This window comes from Caballeronia udeis (assembly GCF_001544555.2).
Classification (GTDB): Bacteria; Pseudomonadota; Gammaproteobacteria; order Burkholderiales; family Burkholderiaceae; genus Caballeronia; species Caballeronia udeis.
Map to the genome: position 1 here is coordinate 115,991 of NZ_FCOK02000018.1, position 18,660 is coordinate 134,650.

The 18,660-nt window shown below is 57.4% G+C and carries 13 protein-coding genes and 5 pseudogenes; 16 read left to right on the forward strand and 2 right to left on the reverse strand.

What is annotated here, in order from left to right:
* Positions 1-103: 103 nt before the first annotated feature.
* The 4 genes from AWB69_RS15425 to AWB69_RS15440 all read left to right on the forward strand — a co-directional run bounded on the left by AWB69_RS15425 (position 104) and on the right by AWB69_RS15440 (position 4,263).
* A complete protein-coding gene (locus AWB69_RS15425) occupies positions 104-1,384 on the forward strand; it encodes a hotdog family protein (RefSeq protein ID WP_062086118.1) in 1,281 nt (426 codons plus the stop codon).
* A 63-nt stretch (positions 1,385-1,447) separates the two neighbouring features.
* Positions 1,448-2,578 carry an acyl-CoA dehydrogenase family protein gene (locus tag AWB69_RS15430; RefSeq protein ID WP_062086120.1) on the forward strand — a complete coding sequence of 377 codons (1,131 nt, stop codon included), beginning with the start codon at positions 1,448-1,450 and terminating at the stop codon, positions 2,576-2,578.
* Positions 2,579-2,583: 5 nt separating this feature from the next.
* Positions 2,584-3,819, forward strand: coding sequence for an acyl-CoA dehydrogenase family protein (locus AWB69_RS15435; protein ID WP_062086153.1), 1,236 nt, complete (start codon positions 2,584-2,586; stop codon positions 3,817-3,819).
* An 84-nt stretch (positions 3,820-3,903) separates the two neighbouring features.
* Entirely contained in the window at positions 3,904-4,263 is a 360-nt protein-coding gene (locus tag AWB69_RS15440) for a hypothetical protein (RefSeq protein WP_062086122.1), read from the forward strand.
* Between the two features lie 671 nt (positions 4,264-4,934).
* On the opposite strand, the pseudogene AWB69_RS15445 reads toward AWB69_RS15440, so the two are convergent.
* Positions 4,935-5,341 (reverse strand): annotated as a pseudogene (locus AWB69_RS15445) (IS110 family transposase); the annotation flags it as partial.
* Positions 5,342-5,473: 132 nt separating this feature from the next.
* On the opposite strand from AWB69_RS15445, the gene AWB69_RS15455 reads away from it, so the two are divergent.
* Entirely contained in the window at positions 5,474-6,352 is an 879-nt protein-coding gene (locus AWB69_RS15455; RefSeq protein ID WP_075643921.1) for an alpha/beta fold hydrolase, read from the forward strand.
* 12 nt (positions 6,353-6,364) lie between these two features.
* The gene (locus AWB69_RS15460; RefSeq protein ID WP_062086128.1) at positions 6,365-7,069 is read left to right on the forward strand and encodes an alpha/beta fold hydrolase; all 705 of its coding nucleotides are present in this window, start codon (positions 6,365-6,367) and stop codon (positions 7,067-7,069) included.
* A 280-nt stretch (positions 7,070-7,349) separates the two neighbouring features.
* Here AWB69_RS15460 and AWB69_RS15465 read toward each other — a convergent pair whose 3' ends face one another.
* A complete protein-coding gene (locus tag AWB69_RS15465) occupies positions 7,350-8,141 on the reverse strand; it encodes an SDR family oxidoreductase (protein WP_062086130.1) in 792 nt (263 codons plus the stop codon).
* A 507-nt stretch (positions 8,142-8,648) separates the two neighbouring features.
* On the opposite strand from AWB69_RS15465, the gene AWB69_RS15470 reads away from it, so the two are divergent.
* The 10 genes and pseudogenes from AWB69_RS15470 to AWB69_RS15510 form a co-directional block, all read left to right on the forward strand.
* Positions 8,649-10,016, forward strand: coding sequence for an MFS transporter (locus AWB69_RS15470; protein ID WP_197500246.1), 1,368 nt, complete (start codon positions 8,649-8,651; stop codon positions 10,014-10,016).
* 1,612 nt (positions 10,017-11,628) lie between these two features.
* Positions 11,629-12,309, forward strand: a complete 681-nt coding sequence (locus AWB69_RS15475) for a TetR/AcrR family transcriptional regulator (RefSeq protein ID WP_075643922.1) — start codon at positions 11,629-11,631, stop codon at positions 12,307-12,309.
* A 189-nt stretch (positions 12,310-12,498) separates the two neighbouring features.
* A pseudogene (locus tag AWB69_RS51090) lies at positions 12,499-12,626 on the forward strand (IS66 family transposase); the annotation flags it as partial.
* Between the two features lie 134 nt (positions 12,627-12,760).
* Positions 12,761-12,913, forward strand: coding sequence for a hypothetical protein (locus AWB69_RS47715; RefSeq protein ID WP_407923039.1), 153 nt, complete (start codon positions 12,761-12,763; stop codon positions 12,911-12,913).
* Between the two features lie 148 nt (positions 12,914-13,061).
* Positions 13,062-13,762: pseudogene (locus AWB69_RS15485) on the forward strand (ISNCY family transposase); the annotation flags it as partial.
* A 188-nt stretch (positions 13,763-13,950) separates the two neighbouring features.
* Positions 13,951-14,586, forward strand: a complete 636-nt coding sequence (locus tag AWB69_RS15490) for a hypothetical protein (protein WP_062086136.1) — start codon at positions 13,951-13,953, stop codon at positions 14,584-14,586.
* A pseudogene (locus AWB69_RS15495) lies at positions 14,583-16,583 on the forward strand (integrase). Before AWB69_RS15490 ends, AWB69_RS15495 begins: the two are co-directional and overlap by 4 nt.
* A 23-nt stretch (positions 16,584-16,606) precedes the next feature.
* On the forward strand, positions 16,607-17,587 hold the full coding sequence (locus AWB69_RS15500; protein WP_062086157.1) for an ATP-binding protein: 981 nt from the start codon (positions 16,607-16,609) through the stop codon (positions 17,585-17,587).
* 4 nt (positions 17,588-17,591) lie between these two features.
* Complete coding sequence (locus AWB69_RS15505) at positions 17,592-18,149, forward strand: hypothetical protein (protein ID WP_331712675.1); 558 nt, start codon at positions 17,592-17,594, stop codon at positions 18,147-18,149.
* Between the two features lie 270 nt (positions 18,150-18,419).
* A pseudogene (locus tag AWB69_RS15510) lies at positions 18,420-18,660 on the forward strand (IS110 family transposase); the annotation flags it as partial.

Genomic DNA, 18,660 nt, shown 5'->3' on the forward strand with positions numbered 1-18,660 from the left:
CGGTACGAGTCGAGCCGCAGGACCTGCAAGAAATGCTCGCTTCTGGATATGACTTACCGGATGGCATCAAGGAAGTTTTTTGGCTGTCCTAACGGAGAAAAAAATGCAAGTGAAAGAGCAGGAAAATGACTCTGCGGCGGTAGCCTCGGGCGAGAGCGCCGGAAAGATCACCCAGGCGGACATCGAGCGGGCAAGGGCCCAGATCGGCATTCCAAAATTCGCATACAACAAGCCCTATAACGCGATTGCATCCCGAGATGTCGTCAGTCATTTTGCCTGGGCCTGCGGTGACGACAATCCGCTTTGGCATGACTCCGCATACGGCATGAGCACGCGTTGGAGAGATCAGATCGCTTTTCCGCTGTTTCTCCATTCGACCGGCACAAACTTGACGCCAAAGCCTGACGCCGCGCAAAAGGATCTGTTCAAAGGATTGTTCCGAGGGGTGGGAAAGTACTACACCGGCGTTGCCTGGACATGGTGGCAGCCCCTTTACCCCGACGAGCGGCTTTTTGTCGAGCGCGTAACGTCCGAGGTCAAAGTCAATCAGAAATCTTCCTTTAGCGGAGGTATATCGGTTACCGAGGTCTACCGTGACCTTTGGGTCAACCGTGCCGGCTTACCGGTCGGGCGTCGCGAGGAAGCGTATCTGAGCGCCGAACGCGAGGGTAGTAGAAAAACGGGCCGCTACGCTGCCGTTAAACGACAAGCATATACCGCCGAGGACATCGCGCGGATCGACGAAATCTATGCGGCTGAACTGCGTCGTGGGGCGGAAAAGCGGTACTGGGACGACGTGGAAGTAGGCGACGAACTCGTCCCGGTAGCGAAGGGGCCGTTGACTATGGTCGATATTATCTCGATGCATATGGGGCTGGGCCTGTCGAGCAGCGGGATCGGGCCTTTGCGCTACAACTGGCAGCAGCGCACGCGGATGCCCGCGTTCTTCGTGCCCGACGCATACGGTGTACCCGACGTCGTGCAGCGTGTCCACTGGGACCACAATCGAGCGACCGATCTTGGACTACCGACCTCCTACGATTATGGGCAAATGCGCACCAGCTGGCTGATTCACCTGGTGACGAACTGGATGGGCGATGACGCGTGGCTGTGGAAACTGTCATGCCAGTCCCGCGCATTTAATTTTATGGGCGACACGACAATCTGTTCCGGGCGAGTGGTGGATAAGCGCGTTCTCGGTGTTCACCACGTCGTCGACCTGGAAGTCACTGGAACGAACCAGCGAGGCGAGGTGACAGCACCGGGGACCGCCACGGTCATCCTGCCGACAAGGGCGACCGGCGCGGTTGTCCTGCCTCCTGCTCCGGACGACATGATGGAGCGGGGCGCTATGGTGATGCAGGCTGCAGCAGATCGCAGTTGACGTCAGCTGACCCGCTAAATAGGTTGGAGATACAGCCGAGCAAGGAAACGTTCCGAGGACACCATGAATTTTGATTTTTCCGAAGAGGCGCTGGCAGTCGGTGACGAAGCGAAGCGCATCCTCGCACGTCACGACAGCTTAGGAGGCGCGCGCCGCGTACTCGATGGACAGTCGTTATACGACGAGTCGCTTTGGCGTCTCGTTGTCGAACTCGGGTGGCCTGCGGCTTCCATTCCAGAGGATTGCGGAGGTTCCGGACTTTCCGACGAGGTGATATGTATGCTCGCCTACGAGCTCGGGAGGGCAAACGCCGCTATTCCGTTTTCGTCGTCGACGTACTTCGCGACTGGTGCGATCCTGGCCTACGGCTCGCCCGAACAGAAACAACGCCTGCTTCCCCTTCTTGCGACGGGTGGAGCGATCGGTACTTTCAGTCTCGCAGAGGGATTCGATGCGACCCCGACGGGACCTTTCGCTTCCGAGGTGGTGGCCGGGCTCTTGAGTGGCGCGAAGTGGCCGGTGCCCGACGGCGCCTGTGCGGACTTCGTTGTCGTTGCTGCGCGTGACGGCATGGTCAAAGACACCACCGGCCTCTATATCGTTCAACTGGACCTCCCGGAGGTTGAGCGTGAGTGTCTTACAACGCTTGATCCAACGCGCAACTACGCGCGCATCCGCTTCAAGAATGCGCATGCAGAGCGGTTAGGATCGACCGCAATCGAGCGACGGGATCTGCATAACCTGTTGGCACGTGCGTCCGTGCCGCTAGCGTTCGAGATGCTTGGTGGCGCACAAGCCTGCCTGGACGCTGCGGTCGAATTCGCGAAGCTGCGCTACGCGTTTGGTCGTCCGATCGGATCGTTCCAAGCTATCAAACATAAGCTCGCAGACATGTATATCGCCGTCGAACTGGCGCGCGCCAACGCCTATTTCGCTGCGTGGGCGTTGACCGGCGATAGTACGAAAATGCCGCTTGCAGCAGCAATAGCGCAGGTTTCTGCGTCGAGCGCCTTTGACCTCTGCGCAAGAGAAAACATCCAGACACATGGCGGTTTCGGCGTGACATGGGAAGCCGGTTGCCATCTGTACCTGCGCCGATCCAAAGCGCTTTCGGCACTCGCCGGAGCTTCCTCTTACTGGAAAGAGGAGATCGTGAGTGAACTTGTCAAGCAGCCAGACCTTATCACCGGGTGACCACGATGGATTTTGACGATAAACCTGCTGAAGCGCTGTTTCGTGCTGAGGTGCGCGCGTTTCTCGAGCAACATGCCGTGCGCAAATCCGACACCCATGCGCGCCTGTCTCAGGGAGCACCCGACGCAGAGATGGTCAGACGCGCCAGAGAATGGCAGGCCGTTAAGGCAGAGCACGGCTTTGCATCGATTCAACTGCCCAAGAAATGGGGTGGACGGGAGGGAAAGCCAATCGAACAGGTTATTTACAATCAGGAAGAAAGCCACTTCGATGTTCCGCGTGGCGTTTTCGAGGTAACGCTGGGCATGTGCATTCCGACATTGCTAAGCTACGCCGCGCAACCTGCTCTGGAACGGCACGTCAAGCCCGCGCTGAAGGGTGAAGAGATCTGGTGCCAGCTTTTTTCCGAGCCGTCTGCGGGTTCCGACCTCGCCGCGCTGCGCACGCGTGCCACTCGAGACGGTGAAGAATGGACTGTGAGCGGTCAGAAGATCTGGACGTCACACGCCAATATTGCGGACTTCGGGCTACTGCTTGCACGCACGAACCCGAAGATACCCAAGCATGCCGGCCTTACCGCGTTTTATATCGACATGCGTTCACCCGGAATAGAAGTCAGGCCGATCAAGCGTATCTCTGGTGACCATAGCTTCAACGAAGTGTTCTTCGACGATGTTCGCATTCCCGACACACAGCGCCTAGGCGCGGTTGGCGAGGGATGGAGTGTTGCCCTGACGACGCTCTCACATGAACGGCTTGCAATAGCGGAGACCGGTGGTCCGACTTTCGCAGATATATTCCGCCTGTGTTCTCAGGCGGAGATCGGCGCGAAGTTGCCGATCGACAATCAAGCTGTCAGGGAAAGGCTTGCTGAGTGGTATGTTCAGACCGAAGGCGTCAAATACACCCGATACAGAGTGATGACAGCGCTGTCGCGCGGGCAGAAACCTGGGCCTGAGGCGTCAATAGCGAAGGCGGTCAACGCCCGTAAGTTGCAGGAAATCGTAGCGTTCGCATTGGAGGCCATGGGGCCCGCCGCCGTTGTGTCCGATCCTACCCTGGCATTGCACGGCGGCCTGTTTCAGGAAGCCTGTCTCTATGCGCCGGGCAAGCGAATCGCCGGCGGGACCGACGAGATACTCCGGAACATTATTGCGGAACGCGTTCTCGGCTTACCGGGAGATCTACGCGTCGACAGAAACGTACCCTTCGACGAAATTCCCACATCTGGTTCTAGGTAGGATGCTGGCTTTGTATGATTTTCAACTTTGAAATGAACTCATACCTCAGGGCCTGGTGCCCTATCTCTATAAACGAGTGCAACCATGGCAGACTGCATCAGTGATTACAATTTTGAGCTTTATGTCGATCCGTACGACGGTCGCTCGGCGGTAATCGGCGATACCGACGGAACGGTCGTGGCAACCGTAAATAGGCTTTCGCGTCATCACGCAGACGGACTTGCTATTGCCCGCCTTTTGCGTGCTGCTCCGACGATGCTCAGGGCGCTGGAAGTCGCGCTCGATGCGTACAGCCCAAATTCCCATTTGCTCGGCCTTGGCTGCAGTGCGCAGCAACGCGCCGCGGCATCGGCAATACGGGAGGCGGTAGGTCTGGCTTTGTATGGCGCACCGAATGAGAATCGAGCAAAGTCGACCGGAACCGCGCCAAGTGTTGTTCTGTAGGGTTTTCCGTCGGATCGTCTGCGGTTTGTCATAGACGTTAGAGGCGAGGTCGAATAGACAGGCGGCGAACCGCTTGTGCTTGATGTTGCGCGCTCGGGGGGCTATATCCTTTTACTAACCCTTACATTGTGCTTCACTTGCGACCTTAGGCCGTGCGTTGCCCATTGATCAGCATCCCGATGTAAATAAATTCGTTTCCCCAGTCCATGCTCGGCTTCTGCCGAAAATTGGCGCGACCTCGTCTCGCATTAGTCGAGATGGCGAAGGTCATCGCGGGTCCCTCTCAACGTTCGCCATAACTGATGTTGGTCGTTATTGGCAGCACGTCCGATGAGTTGTGGCGCACGAGAAGGCAGACATCGGGTTGCCGCTATGTGCTTGTCGTGTCTTGGCAGCGATTGATGGCAGACGCGAAATGTTCCTCTCGGAAGCCTTGTTTGGCCACTGGACCTTCGCCGCACAAATAGTAGAGGAAATTGTTGTCGATCTGGTTGTCGATCTTTGGGGGAAATCTGGCTTCGGGCGGTCTGTCAGAGTGCCGGAAAACCCATTGCACTCTGTCGTGTGGCCATATGTCATCCGCGAACAGTTCAGATTGGTGTCGTTAAAAGAGACTAAGAGGCGGTTTCAAAAAGGCTGAATAGATCGCTGGAGTGTGCGCTAGCAGATGTAGTGCACACCCGATCGCGCACCAGGGCCTGGCGAACCCGATGCAGTGTGAAAGCGTTTGCTGGGATTCAGTCTTCGGAGTCACGAACCGCATCGACCGTAGTGAAGCAGCCTCGAAAATGGATTCAGTATCGACGAAATCATTCTTGTTGCTTTTGACGAAAGGGCGCACGAATTGAGGAGAGGTCAGCTTGAGGGCATGTCCAAATTCATTGAACTTGCGTGCCATCCAATGAGCGCCGGCGCACGCCTCCATCACCACAGTGCAGCCATGAAACGTGGCGAAAAACTCAAGCAGCTGCTTGCGGGAGAGTTTCCTACGAAACACAGCTTTACCGGACCTGTCCTTCCCATAGACATGAAATGAGTGCTTGCCCAGATCAATCCCAACTAACGTGACGTTCTGCATCGAAATGGCCCCCGGAGGAATTTTAATCAGCCTACTCGCTGAGAGGTGGGGGTGATCATCCCATTACAGCACGTCCATGAAGTTAACCGTCCCCTTCACGTCTTTTTGAAACCACCCTAAAAGGATCGTTGGATGCCATTCACAGAAATTCCCGGTTGCAAACTTTTCTATAAGAAGCTGGGCACTGGATCTCCCTCGCTTCTCTTTGTTCACGGTGGCTTTTGCGACCATCGTGACTGGCAGTTCCAAGTAGAGGCATTGCAAGATTCCTTCACGGTCGTGACGATAGACCAACGATGTCACGGTTCATCAGTAGCCGCGTACGATTCCTGCACAGTAGAGCAGTTCGCAACGGATGTGCACGATGTCATCGATGCACTCGAACTCGGTCCGACGATTGTGATCGGGCACAGTCTCGGCGCGCGAGTGACGATTCAGGCGGCAGCCGATCGCCCGCAGCATCTTCTGGGTGCGGTACTCCTGGATGGCAGCCGACTCACAACGGGAAAGTCGCAAGAAGACGTAGAACGGGTGGAAGCACAGCGGTTGGGAGAAGATCCCAGCAAGTATCTTGCTAGCCGCTTCGAATCGATGTTCTTCGAGAATGCCGACGCCGGCCTAAAAGCTCGCATATTCGATACAGCAGTCCGGACGCCGCACGCCGCTATCGAGGCGATCGCGCGCGCGACCGGATTATGGGATGCGTTGGGCCTGGACGTAGCGCTCGGTACCGTTCCTCCGACGGTGTCCGTCCTAGCGATTCAAAGCACCTTTCACGACCACAAGACGGAGCGCCTCTCTCTTTCGCCTGAGACGAAAACGACTCCTTGGCTCGATCACCTGCGGCAGTATCTTCCTCAATTAGAGGTCGCTATCGTACCGGGTGTCGGTCACTTCAACATGCTCGAGGCACCGGATCAAATATCAGCGGCGATTAGGCAGTTCGCTGAAAAGTTGCGAAATGGGCGAACTGCGTCGCAAGAAATTTCACCGTCACCGCAGGTCAAATAGAGGAGCATGGTTATGGCTACATTCGTTCTTGTTCACGGCGCATTTCATGGGGGTTGGTGCTATGGTCGCGTGGCGCGCCTTCTACGCATGGCCGGCCACGAAGTCTATACGCCAACCTTAACCGGACTCGGCGAACGTGCCCATCTGGCGTCCTTGTCGATCAATCTGTCTACGCACGTGGAGGATGTGGCGGCGCTGCTGCGCTGCGAGGGGTTATCCGACGTAATCCTATGCGGACACTCTTATGGTGGCATGGTTATCACCGGTGTGGCGGCGATCGAAGGTGAGCGCATCAGCACGCTCGTGTATCTTGACGCGATCGTTCCCCAAGACGGTCAATCGTTATTCGATGTTGTCGGTTCGGAGACCATGTCACGCACCGTCTCCTCCGCTATGTTGGACGGCCGCGTGCCGTCACCTGGAACTGGATTCTTCAACGTCAATCCCGCCGATTCAGACTGGGTCGAACGTCTGTGTGTGCCTCATCCCATCGCGACGTTCATCGAGGCGGTGAGATTAACGGGCAAGGAGCGTGCCGTTCGCAACCGTACATATGTGCTCGCCGAGAACTACAGCTTCGGGCTTAACCGCGAAGTATTTGAGCGGTTGAGTCACGATCCGGCCTGGCGCACTGTAGCCATCAATGCCGGGCATGACATGATGATCGACGCGCCCGAAGAACTCGCTCAGGCGTTGCTTGCGGAAGTTGGACGCTAAGGGGGCTGATGCCGCGATACTACTACTCGGCGCAGCAGGGCGCGACATAGTACGGGAGGCTGCCACTGACGAGTGGAATTGGTCGCTCAAGTCACGTGGTTGGTACGTACGGTTCGCCTGCGCTGGGACGCTACACGTCGCTCCGAGCGCACGTCCGCGTTCGCGGAGTGGGCGACCGGTTCAATACTTTTTCAAAGCTTGCTTCGCTGTCCGACGAGCGACTAGGTCCCGCGTGTCATGCTGAAGCGCGAAGGGGGCGAATATCGCAAGACCGTGAGCGTCAGTGCCACTTCTTGGAGGCTGTGGTTCCGCCGTCTACAAGTATGTCCGCCCCGGTAATGAAAGAGGCTGCGGGACTAACTAGCCATTCAACGACCGATGCGACCTCTGCTGGCGTGCCGATCCGCTGGAGCGCCGCTTTCCGTAACGTCTGTGCGACCGCCGGTGTACTGAGTTCCCGCAATCCCATGGGCGTCGAGACAATGCCAGGGCTTACCGAAACTAAGCGCGCGCCGCATAAGCCCCAAGCTTTGGCGGCATATTGGACACGCAGTAGATTTCCGCGCTTCGCTACTCTATATGCTTGAGAAGGATCATCGACATATAGTCCGCTGACGAGACCAAGTAATTCGTCCGCGGAGCTGGTCGCGAGTGACCGTTCGAGTTCGACAGGCAGTGCGATGCTGTGTCCCGCAATGCTAGCGATCGCCACGGCGACCGTGTTTTCCTGGGCGAGTGGCAGGAATAGATCGAGCATTAATGCGGTGCCAAGGAGGTCTACTGCGTAGATTCGATTTGGAGCCGCCATGACCGGTGAGACGCCAGCGGTATGTACAAGTGCCCTTAGTCGTCCAGCCGAAGCCACAAGCCCAGCGAAGGAATTCACCGATGCCGCATCGGAGACATCTAGTTCTCGGGGGAGAACTAGATAGCCTTCTGCGATTAATGCTTGCGCTGAACTCGCGAGATGTTCTGCGTCGGAATCTCCTAAAACCAAGATGCGTCCTGGCCCTAATCGCCGTGCACAGGCCATCCCCATGCCTCCGATCCCAGTCACTACAACGATCTCCATTGTCACGACCTCCCGTGTTGCCGATATCAAAGTGAATGAACATAGTAGTTCGATAAGATGATAGCGCGTCAGTTTCGTATGCTCAACTAGTGGAGATCTCGATGGCGGTTTTCAAGTCTGTATAGATAATTAAACGATCCGCTTTTGTGCATCCGATCTAGTCCGTGATATAACTGACGATGCATAATTTATATCCGTGCTGGGGCGCGAGCGCATCTGGAAACAAAGCATCGCACGCGAAATAACCGCGGGCGGGGTGACCGGTACGAGTTCGATGTGTCCGGTCGGAAAGGCGGGCGGCTTCTGCGTACGGCGGCGCGGGCGCCGAGCGTGTTAGTCGCCTGCTGCCGGGACGACGCGCCGTCCTCAACGGAAAGTGGAGGGGATAACCAGTGATGAGTCGAGGTCATGGATAAGCCAGCGTACGTATCTGACCCTGTGGACGTGAATACTTGCGAGGCACAGCCCGCGGAGCCCCAGTTACCGGCGACCTCCCGGTTTCTTCCCATGGCGATGGCGAGCGCATTATTTATGGATCTGCTGGACACATCGGCGTTAGGAGCAGCGCTGCCGACGCTGGCGAGGCAATTCCATACGACGCCGCTACAGCTGAAATTCGCGCTGACCGCCTATCTGATGACGATGGCGGTGTTCGTGCCGGCCAGCGGTTGGCTCGCCGACCGTTTTGGTCCGCGTCGAGTCTTCGTCAACGCCGTGAAGATTTACTTGCTGGGTTCTCTGTGTTGCGGGCTATCAACTTCGGTCACGACGCTGGTCGCGGCGCGCGTCCTGCAGGGAATTGGAGGCGCAATGATGACGCCGGTCGCGCGCTTGATCGTCGTTGCAACTACGCCACGTGAGCGTCTCGTGCATGCGATGAACGCATTTACCATGCCAGCTGTAGTGGGGCCGTTGCTAGGACCTCCTCTGGCAGGCCTGTTGCTTGAGGTTGCAAATTGGCGTTGGATCTTCTTTATCAATCTGCCTGTGGGGCTGGTGGGAATTTTCGCTGTGCTTCGCTTCGTGCCTCGTCTTCGGCATGTTCATCCGGGGAGGTTCGACTGGATCGGCTTCGTTCTGGCGGCGCTTACGATCATGACGGTCGTTACCCTTTCCGAGACCGTCGGTACCGGGTTACTTTCGGTAAAAGGGCAGATCATTCTGTTGGTCGCGGGTTTAACTTTTGGGACGGCTTTTGTATTGCATGCGTTAAGAACTGCGGTCCCGATGCTGGACTTGCGTCTGTTGTCGAAGTCGACATATCGGGCCAGCATGATAGGCGGCTCGTTGATGCGCTTCAGCATCAGCGCCATGCCGTTTCTATTGCCTCTGCTTTTTCAGATTGGGCTTGGTTGGTCACCGGTGCGTGCTGGACTTGTCATGACCGGAATGATGCTTGGCTCGATCTTGGCTCGGTTTGGTGGCACCTTCGCGATCCGGCTTGTCGGGTTTCGAAAGGCTCTCGTTGTCACCGCATTTTTCACTGCTGGTGCGACCATGATTCCGGCAGCGTTCCGGGACAGCACATCGGCCATATTTATCGTAACAACGCTCATAGCGGGAGGATTCTTCCGTGCGGCACATTTTGTCGCGTCATCCGCGCTAGCTTTCGCGGATGTCGCGCCTGAAGACGTTAGCAGGGCATCAACCTTGTCTGCCGTCATCCAGCAGATTAGCCTAGGCTTTGGGATCAGCCTCGCCGGGCTTACGCTGTATATATCGGCTGGGGAAACCGGACGATTAACGGTGAGTAACTTTACGTGGTCTTTTGTTGTGCTCGGAGCGGTCACATTGCTGTCGATACCTGTCTATCTTGGGCTGGACCGAAATGCGGGGGCTAGCATGCGAGATCGGCGTGAGTCGTTGATCAGGTAACCAATTCGCGATCGTGTGCCTGTCAGACAAATGCACTGAGCGGCTACGAATGACCGTGCGTATACGCTGTTCGGAGCAGGGTTCTTATATGAACACTGCCCAGCTTGCAAGGTGATGTCGCCATGATGTTTGGAGGAGGGGTTGATTGCAGGCTTATACTCGGCATGTTGCAGGCCAAGCCTGCGTGCCCTGATGGAAGTCGCTAGGAACGTCCTTATCTGTCGCGCGTACTTCGAGCACCAGAACCCAATCAGGTTTGCGCTCCTACGGTTCGACCTGTCTTGCCATCACATCTTCATTTACCTTCGCAACCTTTCGATGTGCACTGCTAGTAATAAGCCACAGCTGTTTCTCTTCGCGGCATTTTCACGTACATGGTCCTTCTGATAGGGGCCATCGCTTGTCATACCAGCAAAGGCCTACTGGATGAGGATGAGGCATTCTTCCGAAACGGCAACCCGCACGCCAATATGCGCGAGCGATAATCCTTCAATCCCGTTGATTGTGCACTGCGGCTGTCGTACGAAAAAGTCGGGACCGGGGGACCCCGCTTAGCGTCGCGCATTTCGTGGCTACGCACCGTTCCGCGTCGGTCGGGAAGAAATATGACGCGGTTTCTCAAAATGCGAAACAACGCGGCCCGGATGCAAGCGACCGCAGAAACCGCCGGGCCTTGCCGGGAGCGAAGCGGCTTCGTGGCAAAGTGAATCATCCGCAAACCGAAAACGATCCGAACACCAGGGCACTAACCGGCGACCTAACCCCAACCAGTTTATTCGCCGCAGGGAAGGCCATAAATAATTGAGCTGCGCCGAGATCGCCAGGCTTCCTGCTCGGTTCCCGGCGAAGTGCGGCGCGATCTGAGAAATTGCGCTGAGCCAATTCAGCGTCCGCTCGAAGGTAAGGCCATGGCGCGTGGGTGCAGCCTACCGTCAGGGTCGCGACGGCGACCGACACTCCGGTGATTCCGATCGCGCGGCTCATTCTGAAGCACCGCATGTGATTGCTCCAATGATTTGCATGTCGTCCTTATGGCAGTCACGTTTCGCACATCGGATATAAGTTTTGCCGCCAGAGCGCGACCGTCAGCCGCCATGCATATCGCTATGCTTCGTCCACAATCAGAAGATCATAGGAGGCCGCGCACAGGTTACTGCACTTACCAGCCAGATGAGAGTGCACGAAAATTTTCTCCAAAGAGGAGGGCCCGCAAGTTTCTTTAAAAATCAAAGACGTGAATGTGTTTGGGGGAAACAATCGCGAGAATCTTTGCAAACGAGTTGCCATATACGCTCGAACACCTCGCCCTCAAATGCGTGCCGGTATTGGGTGTAGGTTGGGCGGTATCTCGCGTCGGATGCTCCACACGGCAATGGCGGGTTATACGATCGACGGCGTGTCGCCAAGCGCGCAGTGCAGTTAGCTACGCCCTCCGCGGACCTACGCGGAGTGGATTAGGACGCTACGCAGCGCTCAAGTATTCAAGTTTCGACGACGAACGGTTAGAATCCCCCGATCGTTCAGTATTGTGTTACGGGGCAAGTGCGACACTGAACTTCACGAGTCCGGCAATCGGCCCGCAGCCGGAGCTGCCGAACCGCCTGTGAGAAAAATGTCATCCCGATCCGTTTCTGCGGCACACTCCTCAGCAAAGGGTACTGCGACCGCTGAGTGCCGCCCGCGTACCGCGCTCGCGCCCCAACGAAGCAATGGTAGGGAGCGCGTCGCCTCGATCCTTAGAACTGCCGCCGAAGTAATTCAGGAGCGGGGGTATGTCGAGGCGACAATGAAAGAGATCGCGGAACGATCGGGCACCAAGATCGGCTCCCTGTATCGGTTTTTCCCCACGAAGGAGCTGGTGGCGGATGCTCTCATGCAGCTTTATGCCGATGAATTGGAGCTGCGGTGGCAAGCAATTATCGCGAAGGCGGCGACCGCAACGACAGAACAGCTCGCCGACATACTGCTTGGCGAGTATGTGAGTATGCGGAAGAAGTATCCGGCTATGCTGACGTTGGCCGAACACGGTGCGAGGGGCTCGGTTCACCGGCAGGAAGGACGGGCGCGCAACATTGATGGAATATTGAGGGCACTCAGAGCCCACGCGCCGCACCTGAAGTCAGCGGAGGCGAAGAGCATTGCTATCGTGATGGTTTACAACATGCGTGCCATGATGGCTTTGACGTGCGATCCCTTTGCACCAAACGCACCTGGCGCCGTTCGTGAGTTGAAGGTCAGCGCCCGTGCTTATCTCCGTCAACGGCTGAAGTCGAAAAGTGACGTGATGCGGTAGGATTTCCAGCGCGACTTAGGTTTATTCCGGCCATATGGCATCGGCCTTGAGGTGCGGCAACCGTATAGGCGCGGAAAAGTCGTCGCCGTGCTGTTCGGTGTGCTCGCGCGTGCTCGACGTCATCTCGCCCGGGGAGGCACTACCAGTTAGCTGAAGTGATCCTGGGCAGCATGCTGAACTAATCCCTCGTACATGTACGGGCAATCACCGCAATTGGTTCGCTATATCGGGAACGGCAACAAGCCGATCATCAACAAACGCCGCGAGAACGCGATCAGGCCATTCGTCATCGCGGGCGCGGATGGTTGTTTGCCGATCGAGACAGCTACCGCCGCTTTGTGGGCGATCCGTCAAAAGTTCCCCCTTATCTTCCCCCGCCTCGAACCATGACCCTTTTGGTCGGCGTCAAAGGTCGTACCCGCGCCGCGATCCTCACCACACGGCGGCATCCTTGAAGCTCCCTTTTTCAGGGGATGGCTCCGCCCAGTTCGGTTACGTCAACAACCACGGAACGATGAATACCTGCCTGTCGACGAACGGCGCATTGTTAGCTGCGTCGGGGACAACATTCGCGACCGTGGTCGGCATTCGTCACCTGTTCTGACGAGTGTCTACTAATTGTGAAACGAGGGAGAGCAGTATGCAAATCGATATCGATTTCGGGAAATGTCATGTGTTGGGCAAAGTACAGATGTCGCACCCAAGCGATCTGTAGCGCATGCTGGTGCGGTTTCCCCGCTGTGGAGACCGCCATGACGCGCACCGGGACGATCACGATGAGCATGCAGGAGCTTGACCGGCTGAAGGTCATTGAAGCGGTAGCCGAGGCTCGGCTGATGACTTGGCGCGCGGCTGAACGGCTGGGTTTGAGCCGACGCCAGGTCGAGCGGCTCGTGATCCGTTGCCGCAACAAAGGCGCCGCTAGCCTCGTTTCGCGGCGGCGTGGTACGCGCAGAAATCATCAGTTGCCGCAGACGGTGCTTGATCGGGCGCTCGGACTGATCCACGAGTGCTACGCGGATTTCGGTCCGACGCTTGCCTGCGAGAAGCTGCGTGAATGCCATGGGCTGGTGCTGTCGAAGGAAACCGTGCGGCGCCTGATGACGGACGCGGGTCTGTGGGTGCCGCGCAAACAGCGACCGCCGAAGGTCTATTCAGCCGCGTGCGCGACGGACCTGTTTTGGCGAACTGGTGCAGATCGACGGCAGCGACCATCGCTGGTTTGAGGACCGGGCACCGGCCTGTACATTGTTGGTGTATGTGGATGACGTTACCAGCCGGCTGATGACCCTGCACTTCACCGCGAGCGAATCGACCTTCAGCTACTTTGAGGCGACGCGCGCGTACCTGGAGCACTTCGGCAAGCCAGTCGCTCTCTACAGCGACCAGCGACCGCGCAAGCGTGTTCCGCGGAACGCGTGCGGCAACCACCGGCAACTGCGTCACGCAGTTTGCGTAAACCGAAATAACTTTGTCAATTCGAGAACCATGCCAGTCCTGGCTGATCGGGGCCGCACGGAATCGGATTGACATTTATATTTGCAGTCCGAACGAAATAAAGTCGTCAATTCGCATTAATCCGCATTAAATTTGTCAATTGGTGTTCTAGACTTCGAATCCCTTGGCTAAGGCTTTGATCTCATGGAAGATTTTTCGCATCCTGCGAAGCCGGTGGCACTCACCAGGCCGCGCGGAGCACATCGGCTGGAGGCGTTCAGTCTCAAGCTCAACAGACGGCTGACCTTGTACCGGCGTTGCACTTTCGACCAATGGATCATGATCGAGGTGGACGCGGCGGCCCGATCATTCTGCGAGCGACCCGGCTATGTACAGATCCAAGAGAAGCGATTGCTAGCTGACTTCTTGGTGTCCTATTCCGATCGAAAGGAGCTCGTTTTGCTGCCGGGGGCAGCGACCGCTGAAGCTATGTCGTACGACCTGACGTTCGAGGGTGATGGTGCCATCGACGTCAGGATCATCAGCCCGGCCGATCTTGCAGCATCGCGTACGTGGATCGACAACTGGAAGCGCATGCTGCCATGCCTCGTCGTAACGCGAGGCCTTCTGGCAGATTCCCTTCTGGATGCCGTGGAGCATTTCGTAGCAAGCCCCAAGGCGTTGTCTGTCATTGAGCGTGAATTTTCCGGAGGCGATCCGATTCTCGCGCGCGCTGCGGTATTTGCGCTTTTGTATGCAGGTCGCATAACTTCTGCCGAGCTACGAGTGAACGCCCTGTCGGCAGCGACCCTTTTTGTCGCCGAGGAGAGCCGTTCATGAATCGCCGCAAGCCTGAGCTGCAGACAATCGATCTCGCAACGTGGCCGGGTATTGCATGGACCGATCTGGATAGCGAAGCGCGTAAGATCATGAGGCAACGAATGCATGCGCTTGAGCTTTTCGTGCAAGGCGAGCCAGTACACGCGATCGAGAATTCGACCGGCGTGAATCGCCGGCAGCTGTATCGCTGGCTCGAGCGCGGCTTGTCGCTGCACGCCGACGGTTGCGTTTTTGGGTTCCGCGCTTTGCAGCCTCACTCAAGGGTTGTACCGTACGCCCGGCTGACGGGCGTCGTCGTGCAAGGGGAACGAGGCAGCAGAGGGACCGCCGGGGCCTTCTCGCAGCTTCTCGAGCGATACCCCGCGCTTGGAATGTGGCTGCGCCTGCAGGTCAAGCGGTGCCGGGTGACTATCGAGCAGATTCACACCGACGGGCGACTGCACACCCGACTGCACGGCTTGCAGCCACTCCACGTCGCTTTTCTGCAGGAGTGTCGTGCTGCTGGCCTGACGGTCGCAGATTACCCATTCAATACTGATGGGCGGGCAATCCGATCGCTTGGAGCACGTTTGAAGGCGGAGATGTTGCGTACATTTGCCGCAGGCGCACGAGCTGCGGGAGCATCGCATCTGAAGGGGTTGCCGTATCACGACAACGAGGCAGGCGTCCCGAGCGCGAAGCGTCCCTACCAGGTCGTGGAATTCGACGGCCATCGTCTGGACATCCGACTGAAGATCGTGGTGCGTGACTAGCTCGGTTTTGAGCACGAGTTCGAGATCGAGCGTGTCTGGCTACTGGCGATCATTGACGTCTGTACAAGAGCGGTTCTGGGTTATCACATCGCGCTTGGACGAGAGTACAGCCGATACGATGTGATTAAGACCATCGAGAACGCTCTGGAGCCGCACCGGACGCGATCCTTCACAATTGCAGGTCTGGCCTTTGACGCTCGCGACGGATTTCCGTCGCTGCGTTTGCCCGAGCTCGGGTACGTGACATGGGAGTGGATGAAGCTCGACAACGCGAAGGCTAACCTTGCAAACGAGTCGCTCGCGGCCATGTGCGAATTTGTCGGTTGCTGTGTCGATGCGGGGCCGAAGTACAGTCCGGACGAACGGCCCTATATTGAGCGGTTTTTTGGCACCATCGCCAGCAGGCTGTCTTCCCGACTGCCCGGATATACCGGCTCGCATCCACGTGATTTGCGTCGTGCGCTGGCAGATCCGAAGGGGAATCTGCGCCTTTTTGTGTCGCTGGACGAACTCGAAGAACTTGTCGAGTACGCGATCGGAAGCTACCACGGCACACCGCACGCTGGACTGAACAATGTCACACCGCTGGAAGCAATCGAATATTTCGTACGCGGCAGGCAGCAGTTGCTCACCTGGCTTCCCGAACATCATCGACGCACGCTCTGTCTGATGCAGTCGGCGATGCAGTGCCGGGTACGTGCCTATCTCGACAAGGGTGTCAGACCGCACATCAACCTGCACGGCGCGCGGTATACAAGCAATGTACTTGCATGCAGCACACATCTCATCGGGCAGCGCCTGCTTGTCTATATGAATGCGGACGATATGAGGAGTGTTCGCGCGTTTCTAGCCGACGGATCTGAACTCGGCGTCCTCGACGCGCAGGGAGCATGGCGTGTCATGCCGCACACCCTGACGCTACGCCGGAAGATCCTCAAAGAGAAAGCCAATCGGGGGTCATTGGCGTCCGCGTCCGCAAATCCCATTGAAGACTATTTGAACGTCAAGCTGGCGCAGGCAAAGAAGAAACGTAAGGTCGCATCGGATCTGTCGCAGGCCGTGCGCATCCTGTCCGCCGCGCCTACTGTTCGGACGCCCGTCGGACCGCCGAAAGCCGCTTTACCTGCAGCGAAACGCGATACGGAATCTAAGCCCAACGGCGTTTCTGATCAAGGCCCACCGCCTGTATTGAGCACGCCGGTTCGTCCGCGCAAGCTCACGATCGGCACGGGCCAGGTCTATTAACCTTGTTCGAGATGGGAGGCATCATGTCGCTCGAGATACCGCGTCCGGTCGATCCGTCACTGCATCCGTTGATGACCGGAAACTACAGGATTGCCACCCCAGCAATCGAGGAGTTTTACGAACTGGTCGCTCGATGTCTGCGCTACCGGGTCATGGGTGCGCTCATCTACGGGCCGTCGCGCATTGGCAAGACTCGGGCGATCGAATACGTGCGGCTGCTCATTGCACGCAACTATCCCAGGATGACGAGCTACCATGCGCAGTGCGAGCACAAGCCTCGACATGCGGAAGGGCCGTTCTTCGCCAACCTGCTGGAGGCAGTTGGAGACCCCGATCCTAACGCGGGTTCCAACACCTCCAAGCGGATGCGGCTGGCGTTGAGAATTCGGGAGGCAGCCGCCAGGGCGGGTAGTGGGGTGGTTCTATTGTTTTGCGATGAGGCGCAACGATATGACGACAACGAGTATGAATGGCTGCGCGACGTACATGACACACTCGACAGGCAGCAGATCAAGCTCTTCACATTCCTCGTCGGTCAGCAGGAGTTGCTCGCGCAGAAGACTGCGCTGCAGGTCGCGGGCAAGACCCAGATCGTCGCGCGTCTGATGGTCGAAGATCTCGCGTTCTACGGCATTCGCAACGCTCAGGATGTAGCGACGTGTCTCAATGGCTACGATCAGACTGCATATCCGGAGAGAAGTCACTGGAGCTTTACGCGCTTCTACGTCCCTCAGGCGTTTGATGCCGGTTACAGGCTGGTCAATGACGCCGGTAAACTATGGGAAGCTTTCGAGGCGGCTCACCACAAAGCCAGCCTCCCGGGCCAACTGGAGATCCCGATGGAATCATTCGCGCGCGCCGTCGAGATTGTGCTTAAGGATAGCGAACTTAGAGACGCTCGGGGGTACGGTCCAGAAACCGTGCTGTGGCAGCACGCGGTCAGGCACTGCGGTTATGTCCAGTCACGCCATGCTACCGGACGCGTACTCGCTTCAGCAGCGTAGAGCAATGACCCTGACGGAACCCCGATTCCCGATCCTGACGCTGGAAGAAGGCAGTTTGACGCCATCGCTGGGCTATCTGTTCGACAGGAAGTGGCTTTACCCGTATGAGTCGCTGATTTCGATCCTGTGGAAATTCGAGAAAGCCAATGCACTATCGGGAAACGTCGTAGCGCGGCTGTTGGGCCCGGACGTCGACCCCTATGAAGGGCTCGTGCCGCGTCTGGGCGTCATCGATATTGATCGGCTGCGTGCGAACCTGCAGGTATCCAGGAGGTCGCTGCGAACGGCATTGATACAGGATGAGGTTCGACCACGATGGAGCACGTCGTTTCGCTTCTGTCGACTGTGTCTTGGTTATGGCTACCACAGCATCCTCCATCAGTTCGAGAGTCTGAATGTGTGCCCGCACATCACTGTGCTGTGGAGTCGGCATGTCGCTGCTGCGGCCACGAGATACCGTATCGAATTAACGTCCAACTTCTTGAGGCGCAATATCGCTGCGCCAACTGTCTTGCATCGTACCCGAATGTTTACTGGACGCCTTCCCGAGCGCGGCCGATGAAGCCAGGACACTGCAAGGCGTTTGCGCGTCGGTACATGGATCGCCGGCGAGGGTGATTCCGCTGTACCCACGGCGCTTCTGGCTGTTTTCTAGTGCGAATCGCCAGGTGGCTAGTACCCGGCAGCATCGCGCATCGTGGCTGCCGGCTGATACCGTCACCACTTGCAGCAGTTGATAATCATGTGAAAGGCCTCCTGGCCGCCGAGAGAAGGGGCGGCCAGGGTCTACAGTTGAGATGCCAAGCTCAACCGACCCGTTCAGGAGGCTGAAATGAAGTATAGCGGCATCGATTTGCACTCGAATAACGCCATGATCGCCGTGATCGACGATCAGGACCGGGTGCTTTACTGCAAGCGACTGGCCAATGACCTGTCATCAATCATCGCGGTCCTCGCGCCATTCCACGAGGACCTGCAAGGGGTCGTGGTGGAATCAACTTATAACTGGTACTGGCTTGTCGACGGCCTGATGGCCGCGGGCTTTGCCGTCCATCTGGCAAATACGTCAGCCA